General features: G+C 34.2%; 17 protein-coding genes and 1 pseudogene. 4 read left to right on the forward strand and 14 right to left on the reverse strand.

Going from position 1 to position 19986, the window contains the following annotated elements; genetic code table 11:
- Positions 1-690: 690 nt before the first annotated feature.
- The 7 genes from MCUP_RS04585 to MCUP_RS04615 form a co-directional block, all read right to left on the reverse strand.
- On the reverse strand, positions 691-1083 hold the full coding sequence (locus MCUP_RS04585) for a UreE family protein (protein ID WP_048057476.1): 393 nt from the start codon (positions 1081-1083) through the stop codon (positions 691-693).
- Entirely contained in the window at positions 1073-1654 is a 582-nt protein-coding gene (locus tag MCUP_RS04590) for an urease accessory protein UreD (RefSeq protein ID WP_013737516.1), read from the reverse strand. The genes MCUP_RS04585 and MCUP_RS04590 overlap by 11 nt, the downstream gene beginning before the upstream one ends.
- Positions 1632-2255 carry an urease accessory protein UreG gene (ureG, locus tag MCUP_RS04595; RefSeq protein ID WP_013737517.1) on the reverse strand — a complete coding sequence of 208 codons (624 nt, stop codon included), beginning with the start codon at positions 2253-2255 and terminating at the stop codon, positions 1632-1634. Before ureG ends, MCUP_RS04590 begins: the two co-directional genes overlap by 23 nt.
- Positions 2252-2818: an urease accessory protein UreF gene (locus tag MCUP_RS04600; protein ID WP_237698023.1), complete on the reverse strand. Its 567-nt coding sequence runs from the start codon at positions 2816-2818 to the stop codon at positions 2252-2254. The genes ureG and MCUP_RS04600 overlap by 4 nt, the downstream gene beginning before the upstream one ends.
- A 24-nt stretch (positions 2819-2842) precedes the next feature.
- On the reverse strand, positions 2843-4507 hold the full coding sequence (gene ureC / locus MCUP_RS04605) for an urease subunit alpha (RefSeq protein ID WP_013737520.1): 1665 nt from the start codon (positions 4505-4507) through the stop codon (positions 2843-2845).
- Entirely contained in the window at positions 4504-5163 is a 660-nt protein-coding gene (locus MCUP_RS04610) for an urease subunit gamma (RefSeq protein WP_013737521.1), read from the reverse strand. Before MCUP_RS04610 ends, ureC begins: the two co-directional genes overlap by 4 nt.
- 764 nt (positions 5164-5927) lie before the next feature.
- Positions 5928-7550 carry a purine-cytosine permease family protein gene (locus MCUP_RS04615; RefSeq protein ID WP_013737522.1) on the reverse strand — a complete coding sequence of 541 codons (1623 nt, stop codon included), beginning with the start codon at positions 7548-7550 and terminating at the stop codon, positions 5928-5930.
- A gap of 281 nt (positions 7551-7831) precedes the next feature.
- On the opposite strand from MCUP_RS04615, the pseudogene MCUP_RS09935 reads away from it, so the two are divergent.
- Together MCUP_RS09935 and MCUP_RS04625 are read left to right on the forward strand one after the other, a co-directional pair.
- A pseudogene (locus MCUP_RS09935) lies at positions 7832-7996 on the forward strand (hypothetical protein); the annotation flags it as partial.
- Between the two features lie 535 nt (positions 7997-8531).
- Positions 8532-9509 carry a glycosyltransferase family A protein gene (locus tag MCUP_RS04625; RefSeq protein WP_048057480.1) on the forward strand — a complete coding sequence of 326 codons (978 nt, stop codon included), beginning with the start codon at positions 8532-8534 and terminating at the stop codon, positions 9507-9509.
- 103 nt (positions 9510-9612) lie between these two features.
- Here the strand turns inward: MCUP_RS04625 and rfbC are convergent, their stop codons facing one another.
- From rfbC to rfbB, 4 genes are all read right to left on the reverse strand, one after another.
- On the reverse strand, positions 9613-10170 hold the full coding sequence (rfbC, locus tag MCUP_RS04630; protein ID WP_013737525.1) for a dTDP-4-dehydrorhamnose 3,5-epimerase: 558 nt from the start codon (positions 10168-10170) through the stop codon (positions 9613-9615).
- A 63-nt stretch (positions 10171-10233) separates the two neighbouring features.
- Positions 10234-11136, reverse strand: coding sequence for a dTDP-4-dehydrorhamnose reductase (gene rfbD, locus MCUP_RS04635; protein WP_013737526.1), 903 nt, complete (start codon positions 11134-11136; stop codon positions 10234-10236).
- Positions 11136-12230, reverse strand: a complete 1095-nt coding sequence (locus tag MCUP_RS04640) for a glucose-1-phosphate thymidylyltransferase (RefSeq protein ID WP_048057481.1) — start codon at positions 12228-12230, stop codon at positions 11136-11138. Before MCUP_RS04640 ends, rfbD begins: the two co-directional genes overlap by 1 nt.
- A gap of 50 nt (positions 12231-12280) precedes the next feature.
- Positions 12281-13210: a dTDP-glucose 4,6-dehydratase gene (rfbB, locus tag MCUP_RS04645; protein WP_013737528.1), complete on the reverse strand. Its 930-nt coding sequence runs from the start codon at positions 13208-13210 to the stop codon at positions 12281-12283.
- A gap of 496 nt (positions 13211-13706) precedes the next feature.
- Here rfbB and MCUP_RS04650 point away from each other — a divergent pair, with 496 nt between their 5' ends.
- The gene (locus MCUP_RS04650) at positions 13707-14489 is read left to right on the forward strand and encodes a glycosyltransferase family protein (RefSeq protein WP_013737529.1); all 783 of its coding nucleotides are present in this window, start codon (positions 13707-13709) and stop codon (positions 14487-14489) included.
- A gap of 112 nt (positions 14490-14601) precedes the next feature.
- Here MCUP_RS04650 and MCUP_RS04655 read toward each other — a convergent pair whose 3' ends face one another.
- The 3 genes from MCUP_RS04655 to MCUP_RS10000 all read right to left on the reverse strand — a co-directional run bounded on the left by MCUP_RS04655 (position 14602) and on the right by MCUP_RS10000 (position 17098).
- Positions 14602-15495, reverse strand: a complete 894-nt coding sequence (locus MCUP_RS04655; RefSeq protein WP_013737530.1) for a glycosyltransferase family 2 protein — start codon at positions 15493-15495, stop codon at positions 14602-14604.
- A 159-nt stretch (positions 15496-15654) separates the two neighbouring features.
- On the reverse strand, positions 15655-16425 hold the full coding sequence (locus MCUP_RS04660) for a glycosyltransferase family 4 protein (protein ID WP_237698024.1): 771 nt from the start codon (positions 16423-16425) through the stop codon (positions 15655-15657).
- Between the two features lie 499 nt (positions 16426-16924).
- Positions 16925-17098, reverse strand: a complete 174-nt coding sequence (locus MCUP_RS10000) for a hypothetical protein (protein ID WP_158305256.1) — start codon at positions 17096-17098, stop codon at positions 16925-16927.
- Positions 17099-17147: 49 nt separating this feature from the next.
- Between MCUP_RS10000 and MCUP_RS04665 the strand changes: the two genes are divergently transcribed.
- A complete protein-coding gene (locus MCUP_RS04665) occupies positions 17148-19526 on the forward strand; it encodes a hypothetical protein (RefSeq protein ID WP_048057482.1) in 2379 nt (792 codons plus the stop codon).
- The last annotated feature ends 460 nt before the right edge of the window (positions 19527-19986 follow it).

A 19986-nucleotide genomic window follows, 5' to 3' on the forward strand; every position in this document is an offset into this window, starting at 1 on the left:
GAGATTATTAAGCTTATTGTAAATTATATTTCAAATTTAATTAGTACGGACCTGAAAAGATTTATTTAACACGAGCAACTCAAACGCATTCGGGTTCGTTACCATCTCTTAAACCGTCTATCGCCTAGACTACAACCACCTTAAAACCTTTCAATCCTATTGAACTTCAATTCTAAATATCAGCAGTGTGAAGCGTGCACAGCGAGGAAAGCTTACGGATTAAGGTTCTGAGATCACCTCACGTGTAACCTTGAACACTGGAGCGTTAATTCCTCATCTAGTTGTACCTTCTCGGGATCATGATAAATCCTTGCCGAGTCAAGAGCTACGCTTTCGTAACCTAGTTTGCTTAATTTGTATTGTAAATATTCATTTCCAAGATATCTTCATCTAAGGCATCAAGCCTTTTTAATGGCCTCTTTTCTAAACACATGGCCATTAGCAGAAGTTAAATTTCCTACCCTAACTTAGTTAAAACGTCTTTAAGTAAAAACTTAATACGTCCTAACACGTCGTAACCAGCATTAAACGTAACTGCTTATATCGTCTAACGTAGTCTGAGCAAATTTAGCATCGTCCTTGAGATCACAAGGTATAACTTTTAGAACTTTATTATGTCTTTTTATCTCTTCTTAAATTTATGATTATATGAAATCAATAAATGTTTTTCCCCTTCTTATCTAGAATCGGTCATTTAAAGTCCTTTATCATGCTATCTGATACAGGCAATTCCACATTTGGTTGAAATTTAATCTTCTTTACCTTAGGATCGTACGCTTTGAACTTTTCTAGTAAATATTCAAATTCCATAGGTACGTAAACTTTATCTCCATTTATCATCACTTTTAAATGATAGTTCCCTATCATGTAACCCAGAACGAAGTCATTGCTAATTTCTGATAAGGAGAACTCTAGTACAGTCTCCTCCTTTTGAACTATTTTAACGCTCTTTTCACCCAACTTAATGATATCCCCGTCATTAATCTTTCCCTTAATTACGTATTCCTTACCGTCCACGATTATCTTGCATCTTTGTCTCTCCATACAGGCCCTATCAATCTCGACGACTATCTCATTCGACAATTCGACTCCACCTCTCATAAATATCTTCGGAACTTATAGAAATTTTTTCAATATCAACCTCGTAATCACCTACCCTATATACCCCTATGAGGCCAGAGGATCCTATGGTATTTAAGTAACTCAAGCCTGTAACCCTATACACATCAAAAACTAGGAGCTTGGAATTATAATATATTAAGGTTTTAGCCCTTATTTTACCCTCTTTAAACTTCTCCCCGTGGGCTTCCCTACCTAAGGCGTAACTTTCAATTATTATTGCTTTATCTTTTACGAAGAAGACGTTTTCTATTTCTGCCTTAGCCCTATTATAAAACAATATGGGATGGGTTTTAAACGTTAGAAAACTTCCCTCTATAACGTATTCTAGTCTAACGTCAGAGTTAGATAATATTTTTGTGTACGCTTGATCAGTTATCTTTTTATTATTTGTCTTTATGAACACCCTCAGCTCATCATCGTGTGCTAAAACCTCTGATGGATTAGCTATGATAACGTTGTCGTGTGAAATGAAGGCGTTCAAGCTACCGCTTTTTTTCACTATATCTCCGTTAATCTCTAGCCACGCTTTCACTCTTTATCTCACCTTCCAAAACGCTATGCAACTCTTTCAATCCTTCCCCAGTTTTGAGACTTACGAAAACGAAAGGTTTATTTTTCCTCACCTTCGTCGCATCTCTCCTCATTTTCTCAAGATCTGCGTTGACATAAGGTGCTAAATCTATCTTGTTTATCACTAAAAGATCACTTTCGAAGATCCCCAATCCCCCTTTACCAGGGTACTTATCTCCAGCTGAAGTGTCCAGTACGAAGATAGTATAATCTGCTAAAAGTGGACTGAAAGACGACATCACGTTATCTCCCCCACTTTCTATGAAAATTACGTCAAATTTGTCTCTATTGTTTAGTATTTCCAACGCCCTCAAGTTCAATGAGGGATCTTCCCTTATTGCAGTGTGAGGACAACCGCCTGTCACTATTCCTAAAACGTTTTCCTTGTTCAATATTTTCTTTTGGTCTACTAATGTATTATAAATTGTTATAGCATCATTATGTGACACTACGTCGTTGGTGATTATTCCAACTTTTAAACCTCTTTTAACTAAATATTCAGTCAAGTTTATTATCAAACTCGTCTTGCCGGAGCCCACTGGACCTAGGACACCTATTTTCAAGATTCGAACACCCTTACCTCTCTCCTCTCGTGAGCTTTAGATAATATGTCTATTAATGGAAAAGACGGTTCAAAATCGTCATGATCTTCGAACTCTAGCCCTAAAAGCAACCTTTGTCCAGTCTTAAAATCCATAGCCCCTAGTCTCACAGCCGATAAAATTAGTTGAGAAACTTCAGAATAAGCTAAACCTTTACTACAAGTATATTTATCTATATTTAGACATTTACAAGTTTGAGCTAACACTACTGGATAAGTTCCCAAGCGTCTGCCTTCCTTAACTTCCTTTAAATACTCATTCTCACATAAATCCAAATTAGCTAAGGATCTGCCTAAATAAACTGAAGAAGACTTTAGCTCCTTTGTAAGCTTTGAGGCGTAAACTAACTCATCTGTAGCTGTGGGATCGTCAAATGCCATTTTCACAGCTACCGCATCTCCTCTTAATATAACCTCGTGGTAGTACGTTTTTATGACGCTCGTCATATCTAACTTCCTATGGAATGCCTCTTCGATACCATTGGAGAAATTAAAGGAACCTATTGGAAGCGAAGAATCAAACAATTGGAAAATAAACATTTTCTCCCTCTAAAACATGAAATATAACCTGGTTAAGGGCAGAGTCTCCGATGGTTTCACCTTCGGAACCTTTCCATCGATTTTGACCTCATAGGTATCTGGATCTACCTCAATTTTGGGCAACGTGTTATTTCTAATCATATCCTTTTTCCCTAACTTTCTAGTGTTCTTTATTGGTAATACTCTCCTCTTAACAACCTTCTCAACCTCTTTTACACCCTCTTGAGATGAGAACGCGTATGAGGTAAATTGTGGAGCGTAGTATCCGAACATCGGCTTATAAGATAAGGGTTGCGCGTACGCTATTGAGGCATTGGTATCCCCCATCATGGCCCAGGCTATCATTCCACCTTTAATCACCATATAAGGTTTAGCTGGGAAGAATCTAGGATCCCATAACACTATATCAGCAATTTTACCGGGCTGTAATGAGCCAACGTAGTCAAATATCCCGTGGGTTATTGCCGGATTTACGGTTATCTTAGCCAAATATCTCAGAACCCTAGAATTGTCATCCATCTCTATCATCTCCTTCATCTTATGAGCTAACTGGAAAGTCCTTATTCCAGTTTCACCTACTCTACCCATAGCTTGAGAGTCTGAGGACATCATGCTTATCGCTCCCACATCGTGTAAATAATCTTCCGCAGCCATTGTCTCTTCCCTTATTCTCGACTCAGCGTAAGCTATGTCCTCTGGAACCTTAGGATTCAAGTGATGTACAGCCATTAACATCTCTAAGTGCTCATCGTAAGTGTGTATAGTAAATGGCTTTGTTGGGTTCGTTGAAGACGGTAACACGTAGGGTTCGCCGGAAATTTTTATTATGTCTGGAGCGTGACCCCCTCCTGCACCTTCTACGTGATATGCGTGAATGGTCCTTCCCCCTATTGCGTTCAAAGTGTCTTCTAGATATCCACTCTCGTTGGAAGTGTCGGTATGTATTGTAACTTGCACGTCATACTCGTCTGCAACGTTTAAGGTCTCATCTATCACCCTTGGCATAGCTCCCCAATCTTCATGGATTTTAAAGCCCGAAGCGCCTTCCTTAACGTCCTCTTCCATTGATGTTCTTGAGGAGGAACCCTTAGCAGTTAAGGCGAAATTTATAGGGAAGTTATCTAACGCCGCCATTATCACCCTTAAAGATTTGCCAGGAGTGACAGTGGTAGCCTTAGTCCCCTCTGCCGGCCCAGTTCCACCCCCTATTATGGTAGTGAATCCTGCGGACAACGCGTCATAAATTTGTTGCAAAGCTATCCAATGAACATGGGAATCTATAAAGCCAGGAGTGGCTATCAATCCCTCTCCAGAAATTATCTCAGTTCTAGAGCCTAAAACGAAATCCACGTTATCCATCGTAAAGGGGTTCCCACCGTGGCCTATCCCAACAATCAACCCATCCTTAACTCCTATGTCAGCCTTAATGACACCCAACACCGGGTCCAGGATCACTACATTGGTTATAATTAAATCCATAACTCCTTCTCCCTTAGCGTTGGGTAACATTCCCAAACCGTCCCTAGCAGTCTTTCCAGCTCCGAAAACCAGTTCGTCCCCATGTGAAATGAGATCCCTTTCAACTGTAACGTAAAGGTTCGTGTCTCCCAATCTTATCTTGTCTCCCACCGTAGGACCATAAAGTTCGAAATATCTCTCCTTACTTATCCTCATAGGAATCCCTTTTGCTTAGCCCTGTTTATTGCCTCGCTTTTATTGTGATCCAATGAACCTTCAGTGAGTCCGTTTAATCCAGTTACCCTCCTATTTCCCCCAATTTTAGTTAAGTTAACTAACCTCCTTTGTCCGGGCTCGAACCTAACTGAGGTCCCAGAGGGAACGTTTAATCTAGTTCCGAAGGCTTTTTCCCTATCGAACTTCAAACTCCTATTAACTTCGAAGAAGTGAAAATGGGAACCAACTTGAATTGGCCTATCTCCGGTATTAATCACTTCTAATTTAGCCTCGTCTTCTTTCAATTCTATCTCTCCAGGCTGTATTACATAAGTGTTTAATACTTTCCTTTTACCCTTTATTGGGTTCCTTATAGTAACCAGCTTAGTCCCATCGGTGAAAGTTGCTTCAACTTGAACCAAATCTAAAAGCTCTGGAACACCTTCCATAACGTCGTCTTCTGTTAACAGTTGTTGAGCCCCGGAAATTATCTCGCTCATCCTCTTCCCTTCCCTCGCGTTCTCCAGAACGAAGTCAACAATAATTGCTAAAGCCTCTTCATAATTCAATTTCAAACCTTTAGATCTCCTCCTTCTAGCCAACTCAGCTGCCCAAGAAATTAGTAACTTCTCCTGCTCCCTAGGAGTAAACAGCATGTGATAAAATTCATCGCGTGATAATATAAGCGTTAATCTCTTTAGATTTGTTGAGGAAAACATTTGCGGATTAAACATTGCCAACCCTTCTATCAAATTGAAAGTATTTAATATAGAAATTTGTAAATTGAGTTTATGATTCCTTAACTGTTTATCACAAGAATAGACCATTAAGTTTTTAAATAGTTTAGGTTTTATAACAAATATGCAAAATTTAGAGATTATTAGCTTTAAAATAACATATAAGGTCATATTTTACCCATAAACAGACTTTAATAACGCTCATCATCAAGTTGAATTGAAATGACTGATTTAAGCTCCTCCTTAAAACGCTAACAATTAAAACGTGAGCGGTATCGCTTTGGGCTGTAAGCGAATCAAAACTTCGTTGTGTGTAATACAAAACGTTGATGTAAAAGGGAGTCATCTGCTCCTCAAACGGAGTACCTTTCAATTGAAATCATGGAAGTGGAGGCAACCTTCCCTAACAGTGGCGTTGAAAACCTAAAATGGGAACAGCGATGTGAACGTGAGATATGAGGGGATTTTCTGTCCACGTTAAATTTATTTTAAATATATTTATTATAAATGTCGCATCAACCTAAACTTAAAATTGGAAGAATTACGCATGATTCACCACATGTATTACCTAAAGACAGAGTCGTTAAGGGTATAAAATGGATTTCACGCAGAGTAAAGCAACTACAAAAACATTATGTTTATGTTAGTTAATTTTCCAAAAAAAGATCTTAAATGACCTTTCGTTATCGAGTTAACCTAAAAGGTTTAAGTCCATCTTTGCAACTTTCATGACAGCTTCTTTCCAAAGTACAGCATAAAGAGCAGATAGATCCTTTATGATATGAACAGTAAAGCATGTCAGATTTCTCATATGTGAAACCACATGAAACGCACTCGTGTTCCTCGTTTACTATATCGCTTTTCCTTGCTATATAGTACTTCCCACCAGTTAATATTGCCATAACAGGGGTCAACAAAAACGCTATAGCCAAGGAGATGAACGGAGAGAAAGCTTGCGCAATAGGACCTAATAAACCGAAGAACGCCACAATAGATATTACCGACGCCAATACCATCGGAACAAAGCCCACCGGATTGATTTTATATAAGTGACCTCTTTTGAACTCTATATAATCTGGACTTATTTTCAATAATTTCTTATTAATAATAAGATCTGCTACCACTGCACCTATCCAAGCTATTGCCACATTGGAGTAAAATCCAAGAACGAAGTTTAACTCATAAAATACGCCCAACTCCATGAGCGTTAACGCGATTAAAACGTTGAACATGACCCACATCACACGACCTGGGTGTACATGGAAAACTCTAGAGAAGAAATTGGACCAAGAGAGAGATCCAGAATAAGCGTTTGTCACATTTATTTTTATTTGAGATATTAATATAAATAGAGTCGCAATAGTTAGTGAAATGATAGGCAATCCAAATAATAGGTTATATCCAAATAGAAATTGATATATAGGTTCAGTTGCTTTGACCGCTCCTAGGGTGGAGACTATATTAGACGCTAAGAAAGTGGCATATATTTGCTTAAACATGCCAAGAAATATCCAACCTGGACCGGCTAGTATCACAAATAACCACCATTTTTTAGAGTTTCTAGAGCTTTTTTCAGGCATAAATCTCAAGTAATCAGCTTGTTCACCTATTTGCGCGATTAGAGAGAGCACTACGCCTGCCGCCAAACCAGCCAATAGTGGATTAAACTGTATTGTTTTAGCCTCACCATCAAACGAAGTCCAAACAGATAAGCTAGAAGGATCCTTATTTAATATTACAATAAGTGGTGTTAGCATTAGTATAAACCATAACGGTTGTGTATACAGTTGTAACCTAGATAGGAACGTCATCCCATAAATTACAAGAGGTATGATTATCAACGCAGCAATAGCGTAGGCTATTCTTATATTTATTCCAAAATATAGACTTATTGCTTGAGCCATAACTGAACCTTCTAAAGAGAAATATATGAACGTAAAAGACGCGTATATAATTGAAGTTATCGTGGAACCTAAATATCCAAATCCTGCTCCCCTAGTCAACAAATCCATATCTATGTTGTGCTTTGCGGAATAGTATGCAATTGGTAAACCAGTTGAAAATATTATTATAGAAGCAATTATTATTCCCCAAATAGCGTTAGTGAAACCATAGGTAACCACAAGGGATCCTCCTATGGCGAAGTCCGCTAAATAAGCTATTCCACCTAAAGCCGAATTGGCTACAGTAAATTCACTCCATTTCCTAAAACTTTTTGGAACGTACCTAAGGGAGTAATCTTCAACAGCAGGATTTGAAACTAACGAATTATATTTCCTCCTACTTGAGGTGTTCTCCTCTTTCATTCCTTTTCGATGATATTTAAAAAATTAGTTTGTATATAAGTCTTTAACTAGAATTAATGAAAACTATTTTGTAGTCGTCGAAGTTAGTTTGAAATATTTTAATGTATTCCACGGTCTATACAACGTTGAATTTAAAGAATTTTTATCATTTTAATTAAAGCTTCACGTTATTTTAGACGCAATAAGATTCTTATAATCAAAAAATAATATATATCAGAAGGGTTAAACTAATGATTAGGAAATATATCTTCAACTGAAGAAATAACAGTGTAGCTGTAGTTAACTATCCAGCTCCCATCTTGTCTTCGATGGAAGACGTGGTTCAAAACGCAAGAAAGATGTCCTCTATGTTAGAAGGTGCTAAGAGAGGGGTTCCTGGCCTGGACCTAATGATATTTCCTGAATATAGCCTACAAGGATTTAACCCTAAGAAGTGGTTAGCTTAGACGTAAATTCTAGGCCTATACACATTCTTTTACAAGCGGCTGTTGAAAACAATACATGGATAGTTACAGTACTAACTGGAGAGACTAATGAAGATAATAATAAAAATCCCTATGATACTGCAATTTTAATATCGCCAGATGAGAAAATTGTTCTTAATGATATGTGTAGTTCCAATTTTAGTCATGAAAAGTCTCTTTATCTAAAATGTTGAACTTAATTTATTAACTGTGATATCGGTAACTTTAACAACAAAGCATCAACACACTTAAACAAATCTTTGAAAGCGTAATCACCTGATATTTGTAAAGCATTAAATTAAAAATTTATATCTCTGACATAATTTCATCATAAGAATATCAGAAGACTCTTAAAAACTCGTGCTGAGACCCTTATTTAGAAAATCTTTTTGAAAAGTAAGGGATCCCTGTAAAGTAATGCATAAATACAGAAAAGGAATAATGTATGCTATGAAGAATAGTTGATTTATTCTAGCGTGACAATTAATTTTTAATGTGATTCTAATCATTATCTATCGTGATTAGCGTCACAGTTACTGATTACAACAAGAGAGGTTATTTAAAGCACGCTTTGAATAGCGTCTTCAATCAGACTTTAGACAAGGGCCTTTATGAGGTTATCTTGACTAAGAAGAAGGAAGATAGAGAAGTTGACGACTACGCTAGAAAAAATGGGGCTAAAGTGGTTTATGAGGAAACCCCGCGCTTAGGTGAAAGAATTTATAACGCTATGCAAGAGTCTAAAGGTAACATCATAACCTTCCTAGAAGATGACGACATGTATGATGAGAACAGACTTCAGGTCATTAACGATGCTTTCAAAGAGAGGAAAATAGGAGGATTTAGGAACCAAGTTATTCTAATAGATCAGTTTGGCAATAAAACTAAAGAAGAACTAAAGGAGGATGAAATACTCAACCCTAAAACATACAATCATCGTAAACATTTCATGCCACTCGTTAATAATTCTTCTATAGCCTTAAAGAGGGACTTAATAGATCCTGACCTAAAGTCTATAGATCTAGTGGTCGACACTTACTTCGTCTTCACCTCGATCTGTAACAAACTCTACGAAGGGCTCTATCACGTGAAGGATAAGCTAACGATTTATAGGCTTCACTCTCTTAATACAGGTAATCCATCAACCTTATCACAACGAGTATCAAATTTTGGTAGATTCCTTCACGATTATGACTTATTTTTTAATAAGTTTAAGGATTGTAGTAAAGAAGTAAAAAAAAGCCTTGAATTTTATAGGATTAGTAGCAAGCTAAACTATTATAGATCGTATTTACTTTTAAATAGAAAGAGTTCACCAGATATGGATTTCACATTAGGCGAAAAACTTCAGTTATTAACTATTCCTGCCTCTGACGCATGGTCATCTAAGCTTAATTTAGCTATAAAACTTACTGGACTTGTATTGTTTTTACCTAAGCCAATAAGAGATAAGATTATTACATATAGGACAAAAAAGATTTTTAATATAAAATAATATAAAAATATTGCTTATATCCTAATTTAGTTATAACCTACTATCATTTCATACCCAATATTTATCCCATAATAAATATATTACTAATTATCAGCTTCTTACATCAACATAAACTATCATTATACTTAAAATTGGCCTTAGATTCCCTTAGTCTAGGCAAATTCCTATCCTTATCAGAGAGCATAGGATCGTTAGCTGGCCATTTGACATTTATTTCATCATCATTCCATATTATTCCAGAATCATGATCCTTAGAAAACTCCTTAGTAACCATGTAAATTACGTGAGATTCCTCTAACGCATAAAAACCATGAGTGAAACCAGCTGGAATCCATAATAGTTTACCTGGCGTTAACTCTACACTAACCCACTTTTTATAAGTAGGGGAGCCCACCCTTAAGTCAACTCCAACATCAAATATCTTACCAAATATTACAGTAACTAGTTTACCTTGAGCGTAGGGATTTAATTGAAAGTGTAAACCCCTCAAAACTCCCTTTTTGGAAAAAGAATGATTAATCTGTGGGAAATTGCAAGGAACGTAGTTTTTAAAATCGCTTTCCTTGTATAGTTCCTCAAAATATCCCCTACTGTCTGAAAATTGCTTAGAAATTATTAAAACAACTTCAGGTATTTCCATCCTTTTGAATTCAAATGGCATGCCTAAATTACTTTAAGATGAATTAAAAGTTATTTAGGTAAGCTACTTGGCAATCTTAGACCTTTAAACGTTAAGATCTATTATTTCACTCTTTAGGATCTTTAATGCTTCAATTAAATTCAATGGCCTATTCACCTTTAAAACGTTGTTGGCTTTCTCCACGTTTAATGAGGAGTTTTTAGGCCTTTTAGCCTTCCACTTAATCTCACTCATAGTTGTTGGAGTTATGAGTTCTTTATTTGATTCAAAAACCTCAGCCAACTTAACTGAAAATTCATACCTACTTACTTGAGAAGCGTCGGTTAAATGAATTATAAAATTATAACGCTTGTAACTTTCTATTAGCTCCTTTAACATTAGAGCGAAACTAGTATTTAGAGTAGGTGAAGTTATCTGATCTGTTACCACGTTAACTTTCTCGTTATTTTTTAACTTCTTAATAAGCCATAGAGCGAAATTATCTTTTTCGCTAGCTGGATTACTACCATAGGGAGTACTAGTTCTAGCAATGATAAAAGAGCTTGAATTTTCCATTACCTCCCTTTCACCTTGAAGTTTAGTTAAACCGTAAAAGTTGATTGGATTTGGTTCATCCTCCTCCCTATAGTTCCCCTTTACCCCATCGAATACGTAGTCCGTTGAAACGTAAACTAGTAGAGAACCGTGTTGATTAGACGATTTAGCGATTTCTCTGGTAACATCCACATTTAACAATTTAGCAAGTCCCTTGTCCTCTTCGCACTTATCAACGTTTGTTAACGCAGCAGCATGAATCACTACATCTGGTTTAATCTCACTTACAATTTTCCTCACGTTATCAAGTTTAGATAGGTCAGACATTACGTAATTTCCCTCAGGCTTACTAGTATTATAAACTCCTATCACCTCGTGAGAAGTAGAGAAAATTTGTGAAATTTTCTTTCCCAGAAGGCCTCCAGCTCCAGTTAACAGAACCCTCAATCTCATCACAGTTTTATTTGTGACCTATCCCCTACTATTATTCTTATTGAGTTTGGCTTACCTGAAGAGTTAGTTATTGTACAGTAATTGCCGATAATACTGTCACTTATTCTGTGGGTAATATTTTCTATATTAGTATTCCTCATTACTATCGAATTCTCTATATCAACGTTAGCTAATTTGCACTCGTCACCTATTGAAGTGTAAGGTCCTATGTACACATTTGGTCCTATAACGCAATTTTTACCTATAATGGCTGGTCCTCTTACCCTAACGTTCTCCTTTATCGTAGTCCCTTCATCTACGAAAACCCTTCCCTCAATTTTAGCACTTTCGTGAATTTTATCAGTATTAACACTTTGTCTTATTGTTGAGTCTAAAATTAATTGATTAGCGTCCAACAAGTCATCGATTTTTCCAGTATCCTTCCACCATCCTTCTACCTTGACTACCTCCACCCTCCTCCCATCATCTAACATTAATTGTATTAAATCGGTTATCTCATACTCTCCTCTCCAACTAGGCTTCAGTTTTTTAGTATATTTATGAACTTCTGGAGAGAAAGCATAAACTCCAACTACTGCTAAATTAGAGATTGGCTCTTTAGGCTTTTCAACTAGTTTTACTGGCTTTCCATCTTTCATTACCAACACACCATAAGGTCTTGGGTCTTTAACCTCAGTTACACCTATTACGACATCAGGCTTCCTTTCAATCAATGTGTCAATAAATCTATTAATTCCATATTGGAATAGATTATCACCTAGATGCACAACGAAATAATCGTCCCCTAACAAGTTTTCGGAAACAGTTATTGCGTGGGCTATTCCTAAAGGATCCTTCTGCTCGACGTAATTAACTTTAACCGAATTGTACTTTTCATTATTTTTTATCTCATTATCTATTATCTCCGTTATGCCCTCCTTTAAGGGGCCAATTATTACTAATATGTCATTAATTCCAGCGTTAACTAAATTGTCTAACGCGTAAATAATCATTGGCTTATTCGCTATTGGTAAGGTATGCTTATTTCCAGTGTAAGTTAATGGTCTTAGTCTTGTTCCTAAACCTCCTCCTAACAATAAGCCCTTTAACTTCACACCTTAAAGTTATGTATTATCTAAATAAATTTTTTTAAAACGTTAAACATTTACCACGGCTCGTCCAACTCGAAGTACTTATCATTTATTAATCCTTTCCACCACCACTCGTTCTTAACATACCACTCAACCGTTTTCCTTAATCCCTCCTCCAAAGGCGTCACCTCGTACTTTAGCTTAGACTTCATTGAATATAACCTATCGTGTCCAGGCCTATCCTTAACGAATCTAACCTTAACTTCCTTACTCATTATTTTACCAATCAATTTAACTAATTCTAAATTTGTAATATGAGTATTGCCTGGTATATTATATATCTCTCCACTCTTCCCATTCTTCATCAAATCCTTTATTATTTTAACGGTATCTTCAACGTATATCCAATCTCTCACTTGGCTTCCGTCACCATATATTGGAATCTCCAACCCTAAAAGAGTCCTTATGATCGTCTTTGGGATCAACTTCTCAGGGTGTTGCCTAGGGCCGTAATTATTAGAGGGCCTAATGATTATCGCATCAACGCCATAAGTCCTAACGTAAGCTTTAATGAAGAGATCCCCAGAGGCCTTAGATGCAGCGTAAGGAGAGGAGGGATTTAATGGGGAGTCTTCATTGGAATCTTCCATTTCTCCATAAACCTCATCAGTCGAAACGTGAACTAGCTTTATCTTGTATTTTCTACAAATATTTAATAAATTAACAACTCCCTCAACGTTAACTAAAAACGCTCCCGGATCACTTATTGATCTATCGACGTGAGATTCAGCAGCGAAATTAACTATCACGTCTATACTGTAATCCTTGATTGCTTTCTCCAACTTCTCCTTATCCCTAATATCTCCCTTAATGAAGGTATGAGGAACACCTTGCAGGTTCTCTAACCTTCCTGAGTAGGTTAAAGCATCATATACTACTGGATTGTCTACTACCCTAACGAATGCTGAGCCTATGAAGCCAGCTCCTCCCGTGACTAAGATCATTAGTATAACTAATAATAAAAAAATTTAAGACTTATGGCTATGTAGCGATCTAAAAACACGTAGAAATGATAGTTATCAAGGAAGACCTCATCGTATAAATACATTATTTAAGAGGTCTTTTCTAAAATTATCTAAATTAGAAGAAATCATTTTTATTAACACACCTAATCTGTTTCTTAGAAGAAGATAAATTGCATAATCTGTAAAGTAAATGACCAAGGAAAAAGATGCAAAAATGGAAAAGAACGTGTCTGCACCTAATGCTATATCATAATATAAAAATTGTCCGGTATATAATATACTTTCTGATAGTATAGTAACAAAGTGAATGTATAAATTCATTTTTCTTGCAATTGTACACTCTTAAATATATAATTATAGAATTTTTCATGCTGTCATTTGACAAATGTTTTAAAACATTGCTAGAAACTAGGTAAGTAATACGTAGATCTTGTTGCCAATAACCTTTTTATCAAAGCTAAACTTTTGTTAAAATATGATATCCATTGAAATACCAGTTGTTCATGGAAAATATTTGAATGAAGTGTTCGAGTCGATAAGGAGTCAAACCTATCAAGACTTTGAGGTAATAATAACCAGCTCTGGAGGTGAGGAAATTTCTGACCTAATAAAACAATATGGCTTCAAGGAAGTTAAGGCTATAACTCGGTTACTTAATGCTAGGTATTTGGCGCATTTAGAGTCAAAGGGGGAATTCTCTTTAATATTAGACGAAACTAGGACACTGAGAAGAGATGCATTAAGCGTATTGTCTGCATTAAACCACGACATGGTGATAATAGGAGAGCAGGAGATAGGGAATACGTTTTGGTTAAAATTAGCTAATTTAGATAAAGAAAATATTTTAGAATGTAATAGTATAGATACTGTAAAAGGATTTTTAATTCCTAGGTTTTTCAGAAGAGAAATATTAGATAAGGCTTTCAATAGACTGAAAGAAAATCTAAAAGATAAATTTGATAAAGTAATTTTTCGAGAAGATTTTTTACGATATTATGAGGCAAGAAAAGAGAGCGACGACGTTTTTCTGCTTAAAGATAAATTAATATTTCATTACGGAGACGCTACATTATTTCAAATTATTAAGAAATATCATAGATATGGCAAAAACACAAAAATGTTAAAAGGTACACCCTATCATAATCTCGTTTCGATAAACAGGACTAAAAGGAATATTTGCCTAGGGAACAAGATCCTTCTTTACTTACTATATTTAGCTAGGGGGATTCCATTTTTAATAGGATATTTATTATTATAAAATAACTATGAGTGAAGTAATTTATTTATATATATATCATATATAAGTATATTTAAAGACATAATCAAACAACCAATTAGCCAAAACTGTGTACGTATGTTATTTCTTTTCTTTATATAACGTATTTAAGCTCTTCGTTCCCTCTTATACCATCAATAAAGCCTTCAAGAGCGGCCTTTAAACCTCGTAATCCTTTACTATTAAATCCAACATATGCATAATATCCAACATATATCGGAAGAGAGATTAGAAATGTAACCTTATGAGGAGAGATCTCTAAATCCATTTCATGAAATATTTTAGACCTTACAGCGTAATAAACTCTCATTTCATTGTACCTCTTTATACCTTCCGACAAATCAACGTCATGATAAACTCTAGCTGAGCCTAGGGTCAAGTTCTTATATCCTTGCTTTTTTATCCTATATTGCAAATACCCATCTTCTCCATTCCAAGGTATTCTCTTCCAAGGAATTAGGCCAGCCTTTCTAATCGCCTCTTTACGAATCATGTAACTATTAGCAAAAGTATCAGCTTCTATTACCTTGTCCTCTAAATCCTTACATTTACAATTATGATCTAAAAAGATTGTTCTTCTCATAATTCTTGAATAAACTGCACCAGCGTACATCACCGTTTCTGGTTTTTTGTAGTAACAGGTAACTGGAGCTATTACACCAACTTCTTCATGTTTTATTACATAATCATACAGTTTCTGTATTGTGTCTCTTTCCACCACGTTATCGTCATCTATGAAGAAAATGAATTCGCCTTGACTAGCTTCGATCGCATCGTTTCTAGATTTCGCCACTAACGTCGGCTTATCGTGTTTTATGTAGATCACATCTGGAAATTCATCCTTTATCATTTCTTCAGTTCCATCAGTAGAGGCGTCGTCCACGACTATTATTTCAAAATCGTTAAAGGAGGAATTCTTCACGGAATACAAGAGCCTTTTCAACTTCTCTTTTCTATTATATGTTGGAATGGCTACACTAACCTTCATGCTGAATGTAATTAAATTGCCGGGGAAATAAAATTTACGCGAAGGATTTTTTAATTATTATAGATATTTATTATTTTTACCTGAATTTAAGATAATATTTTTTCGATTTAGATGAAAGAATCTTAAAAAGGAAGTTGATTATAAGTAAAATTTTCTCTTTTAGTCTAAATTTAATGATGTATTATAAATTTCCACTAGTTTATTCTCGAAATCGTTAAGCACCTTATTCTTTTCGAAGTTAGAGGCTCTTTTAGCTGACATTAAAGAAAGTTCATCAAATCTTCCCCTATTTTTCTCATAAATTTCTTTAACTTTTAAAATATTATCTATAAACTCTTGATCGTTTCTTGCAAAAAATACGCTAGGAATGTTACCAGAAACTTCTCTCAGTTCTGGCAAATCTCGTGTTACTACCAAATTTCCAGTAGCTAAACACTCTAATAACGTAATAGAAAACGTTTCTCCTTTAGTTGGTAATAAGCATACGTGACAGGAGGAGAGAAGTTCTACCTTACTATTATCATCTATATAACCTAAATATTTCACATTTTTAGGCAAAATAATACCTTTAGGTAGGCCTTTTCCAGTTAAATATACATTAACATCACCCAATTTATCGGCAACTACTTGTAAAGTATCAAGACCCTTTTCTATACTTACAGCTCCAGGTGCAACTACAGTAAATTCTGGTTTCTTTTCCTTAGGTCTAAATTTTTCTATATCAATAAAATTTGGTATAACGAACGCTCTCTTGAAACCTTTACGTATAAGCTTATCGTAATAGTACTTAGTAAGAACGTGATGATAACCAAAGTCCTTCAAAAATTTATTAGTTATAGAATAATATATCTTTTGGGTTAAATTCCAATCATTTTTAGCATGATATCCAAAGATTATCTTTTTGTAAAGTTCCTTTTTATGCAGGATCAATGGTATGTGAGATCCTATAAAAGTGTTAAAATAATACACAACGTCGGCCCATTTTATATCCTCTTCTATTTCATTAAAATCATATAAATATAGACCAAACTTTCTTTTTAATTTTATTACTTTATATTCAAAATCAACCTTTACTTTGCGCTGATTACAACAATCTGTAGTAATTAGCTTAACTTAAAGTGTTTTTTATTTAAAAAGTCTATCACCTCTCTTACCCAAACTTCTCCTCCTCTTCCTACACTTAAATGTGGAATGTTAAAGAATAATATATTTACATTTGTCATTTAATTCGCCTTAAGGTTTTTAACAATGTTCTCATTATCCATCTCTAAATCTTCAATGATACTATGATATAGGACTTTCAATAATATTTTGGAAGTTCTAAAAATCTAAGTTTATTATAAAGAATTGAAATTATAACTAACATACATTTTATATAATATAAATCATGTTGCCTCTTAATTAGGAGATATATTTCATTTTCCATGTTTTACCCAAAAGATATTCTTCTGTCAGCGTTTACAATTTGGCTATTTAAGCCATTTACGGGAATATTATCAAATAGAGTAGCGTAAATATCTTTTTTATTTAATTTATCTATCAATAATTTCAGATGACCAACATTAGGTTTATACGTAACAATACAACCTACTAAATCCTTCATATCCTAGTTCTAATAAAATTTTTATATAAGCTTTTTGAGTAGCAAATCTGTGAAGAGTGCATTAGCAAACAATGCAAATAATAAACTTACATTCACTTTAATTACCTCATTTCTATCTTCTATTATAACAACAATTTTAGTTTATCATTCTGGTTCAATTTTTACGGGTGCAGATAATGTTTATCCATTGTCACCAAACGTATTCTACAATTATAATCTATTCTTTACGAACATAAACGGAGGTTCTCCAGCGATAGTGAATTATCCGCCAGTGAATAATATTATTGCTTTTATACTTCTATTACCCTTTTTTAATCAATATTCACAAATCATTGATTTTCCTTTAGTTGCATTTGTAGGAAATTTAGCAATATCTCTTCTAATTTATAAGAATCTAATTAGGCAAGATTTTACTAAAGTTAATATATATATCTATTTTGTCACTATATTATCAGAAATTTTATTATATACTTCAATAAATCTTCATTATATTATAAAAATATTCACATCTACATTTTTTCCTATTTTCCTATCTTTTCCTTGGATTATTTATTTTATAGACTCTATAGTTAATGACAGTGAAAAAATATTTATTAAGATAATAAAAGTTATCATAACTGCATTATTAATTATTATATTTATAAACTCTATTCCTACTTTAATACTTGTTGTCTATAGCATGTTAGCTGTATTGTTTTTATCTTTTCTAGCTATTAGCAAAGAACCAATTAAACAAAAAATAAAAATTCTCGTTTTAGCCTTTAGTTCAGTTGTAATATTTAATATTATCATTTTAAAATTATACTTAAGCTTTTATCATTCATATACAAATCCAGAAGCTTTTACTAATTCTCAAAATAGTTTTCTTAGTATATTAGAATATTGTATTGTTACCAGACAAGGAAGCATAGGTAATGTTCTTACTTTGTCTTATTATCAAAACTCGATTTTTGTAAAAATTAACTCCATCGTCTTATTACTTTTCTCTTTAAATACAATTTTAATTATAATACCATTTATTGTAAAGAAGAAATTACCACAAGCCTTACCATTTCTTATCACTTTTCTCTTTTTAAGCGGATGGTTAGCAGCTCCTTTTGTCTTTACCAGCTTTTATTTAAACTTATATAAGAATATACCTTATCTTTGGAGCCTTGATATTCCATCGCTCAGTTTTACGTATTTCTTATCTCTCTCTTTTTCCCTTATTCTAGGAACCGGGCTTAGCTTTCTCAATTTTAGGAAAATAATAGCGGAAGTCTTAATTATTTTATTACTGATTATTTCAGTTGGTGCTAATTTCTCAGCTTCTTACTCCTTTCCCGGGCTAACTCGATATCCTACCCAAACTCAACTTCCCAGTTATTTATATGAAATATCAAATATTATTAGTTCTACAAACGTATATAATCCACGAATACTAATTTACCCATTAGGCCCTGCCTACGTCGCATACAATTTTTCCAAAAGTGTATATGTTGGTTTTGGTTTCTGGTATTCCCTACTCAAGGGTGATGAGTATTCGTCCTGTTATTTCTCAAATAAACCTGGTTATTCCTTAGAGTTTTTTATGCTCTTTTATCCATTAAAGAACCTAACAGATTTAGAACCCATGATAAATACTATGAAAATCCTAGGTATAAATTACGTTGTTTTAACTAAAAATTTTATACCTAGCTACTATTATGGGCTCTATGATCAAACAATAATTCAAAGATTTGAAAATTATTTGAAAGATTATCCAGTTCTTTTTAATAACAGTCAAATGACACTTTATCATTTTTCAAATGAACAAGCTGTTTCACCAGTGAAATATATAATCTTAGTAAACATTACTGGACCTCTTTGGCCGTCTTCCTCGCCAAGTTATATTCCCTATAGGTTAACATTATTACAAGAAGCCTTGGACATTAATTTTGTTAATTACTCCAATGCAATAATAATTCCCAAATCGTATGAAGGTTACTTACTTAAATATGTTGGTAAAGAAAGCATAAATATTGCAAATATCAATGACAACATTACGGTGATAATGATTAACAATGTTAACGCAAAAACTACAGTATATGGTGATTCTCCGAATGAGTTTAAAGTCAAACTGTCAGTGGAGGATAAACAAAATTACAGCTATGTCCCTCTAATTGTAAGATATTATTACTATCCTGAGTATGTTAATTATTATAGTGGGAATTATTCTAATTTGATAATAATTCCGTTATATGGTAATCAAACGTACTTGCTACTCGTAAAACCCTCATCTTCGTTTACCACTATTAATTTTAATTATACAAACGTTTATGCGTATATTTACGTACTATCATATCCTTTACTATTAATCGTTCTAGTAATTTATCTAATTTTAAGAAATAAATTAAATGAGAGCTTGAAATTAATTCGTAAACTATTTAGCAGAGATTTTAAAAGATAGTTAAACAAAACTGAATACTTTTAATATTGTAATATGAAGAAGATTTCAATCAAGAGTAAATAAGACAACTTTGAATACTCATACACGTGTTATTCCAAATAAAAAGAGTTTGTGCTATAAAATTATAGCTTTTCCTTAGCCCCTTATCAGGTAAAATCTATTTGTGATCAAAAACAAACTCTTATATGCACTAGATAACGGAAACCTAGCAATATTTTCTATAATTCAGTTATTCTTTATTATTATTAGATGAACATAAATCTTGTGAGTAAACTAGCTATCAGTGATTAGTACACCATCTTTGATGACAAAGAGATAGCCATGACAACCTTTTTAATCCTAAAAATTAAGTGAGGTAAGATGTTGAGCGTAGAAAGTAACGCGATAACGATTGCTATAACTCACAATTTGTCACACTATAGATATAGAAAACAGTTTATTACTTGAAAAAAAGGGGAGG

The organism is Metallosphaera cuprina Ar-4 (assembly GCF_000204925.1).
Lineage (GTDB): Archaea > Thermoproteota > Thermoprotei_A > Sulfolobales > Sulfolobaceae > Metallosphaera > Metallosphaera cuprina.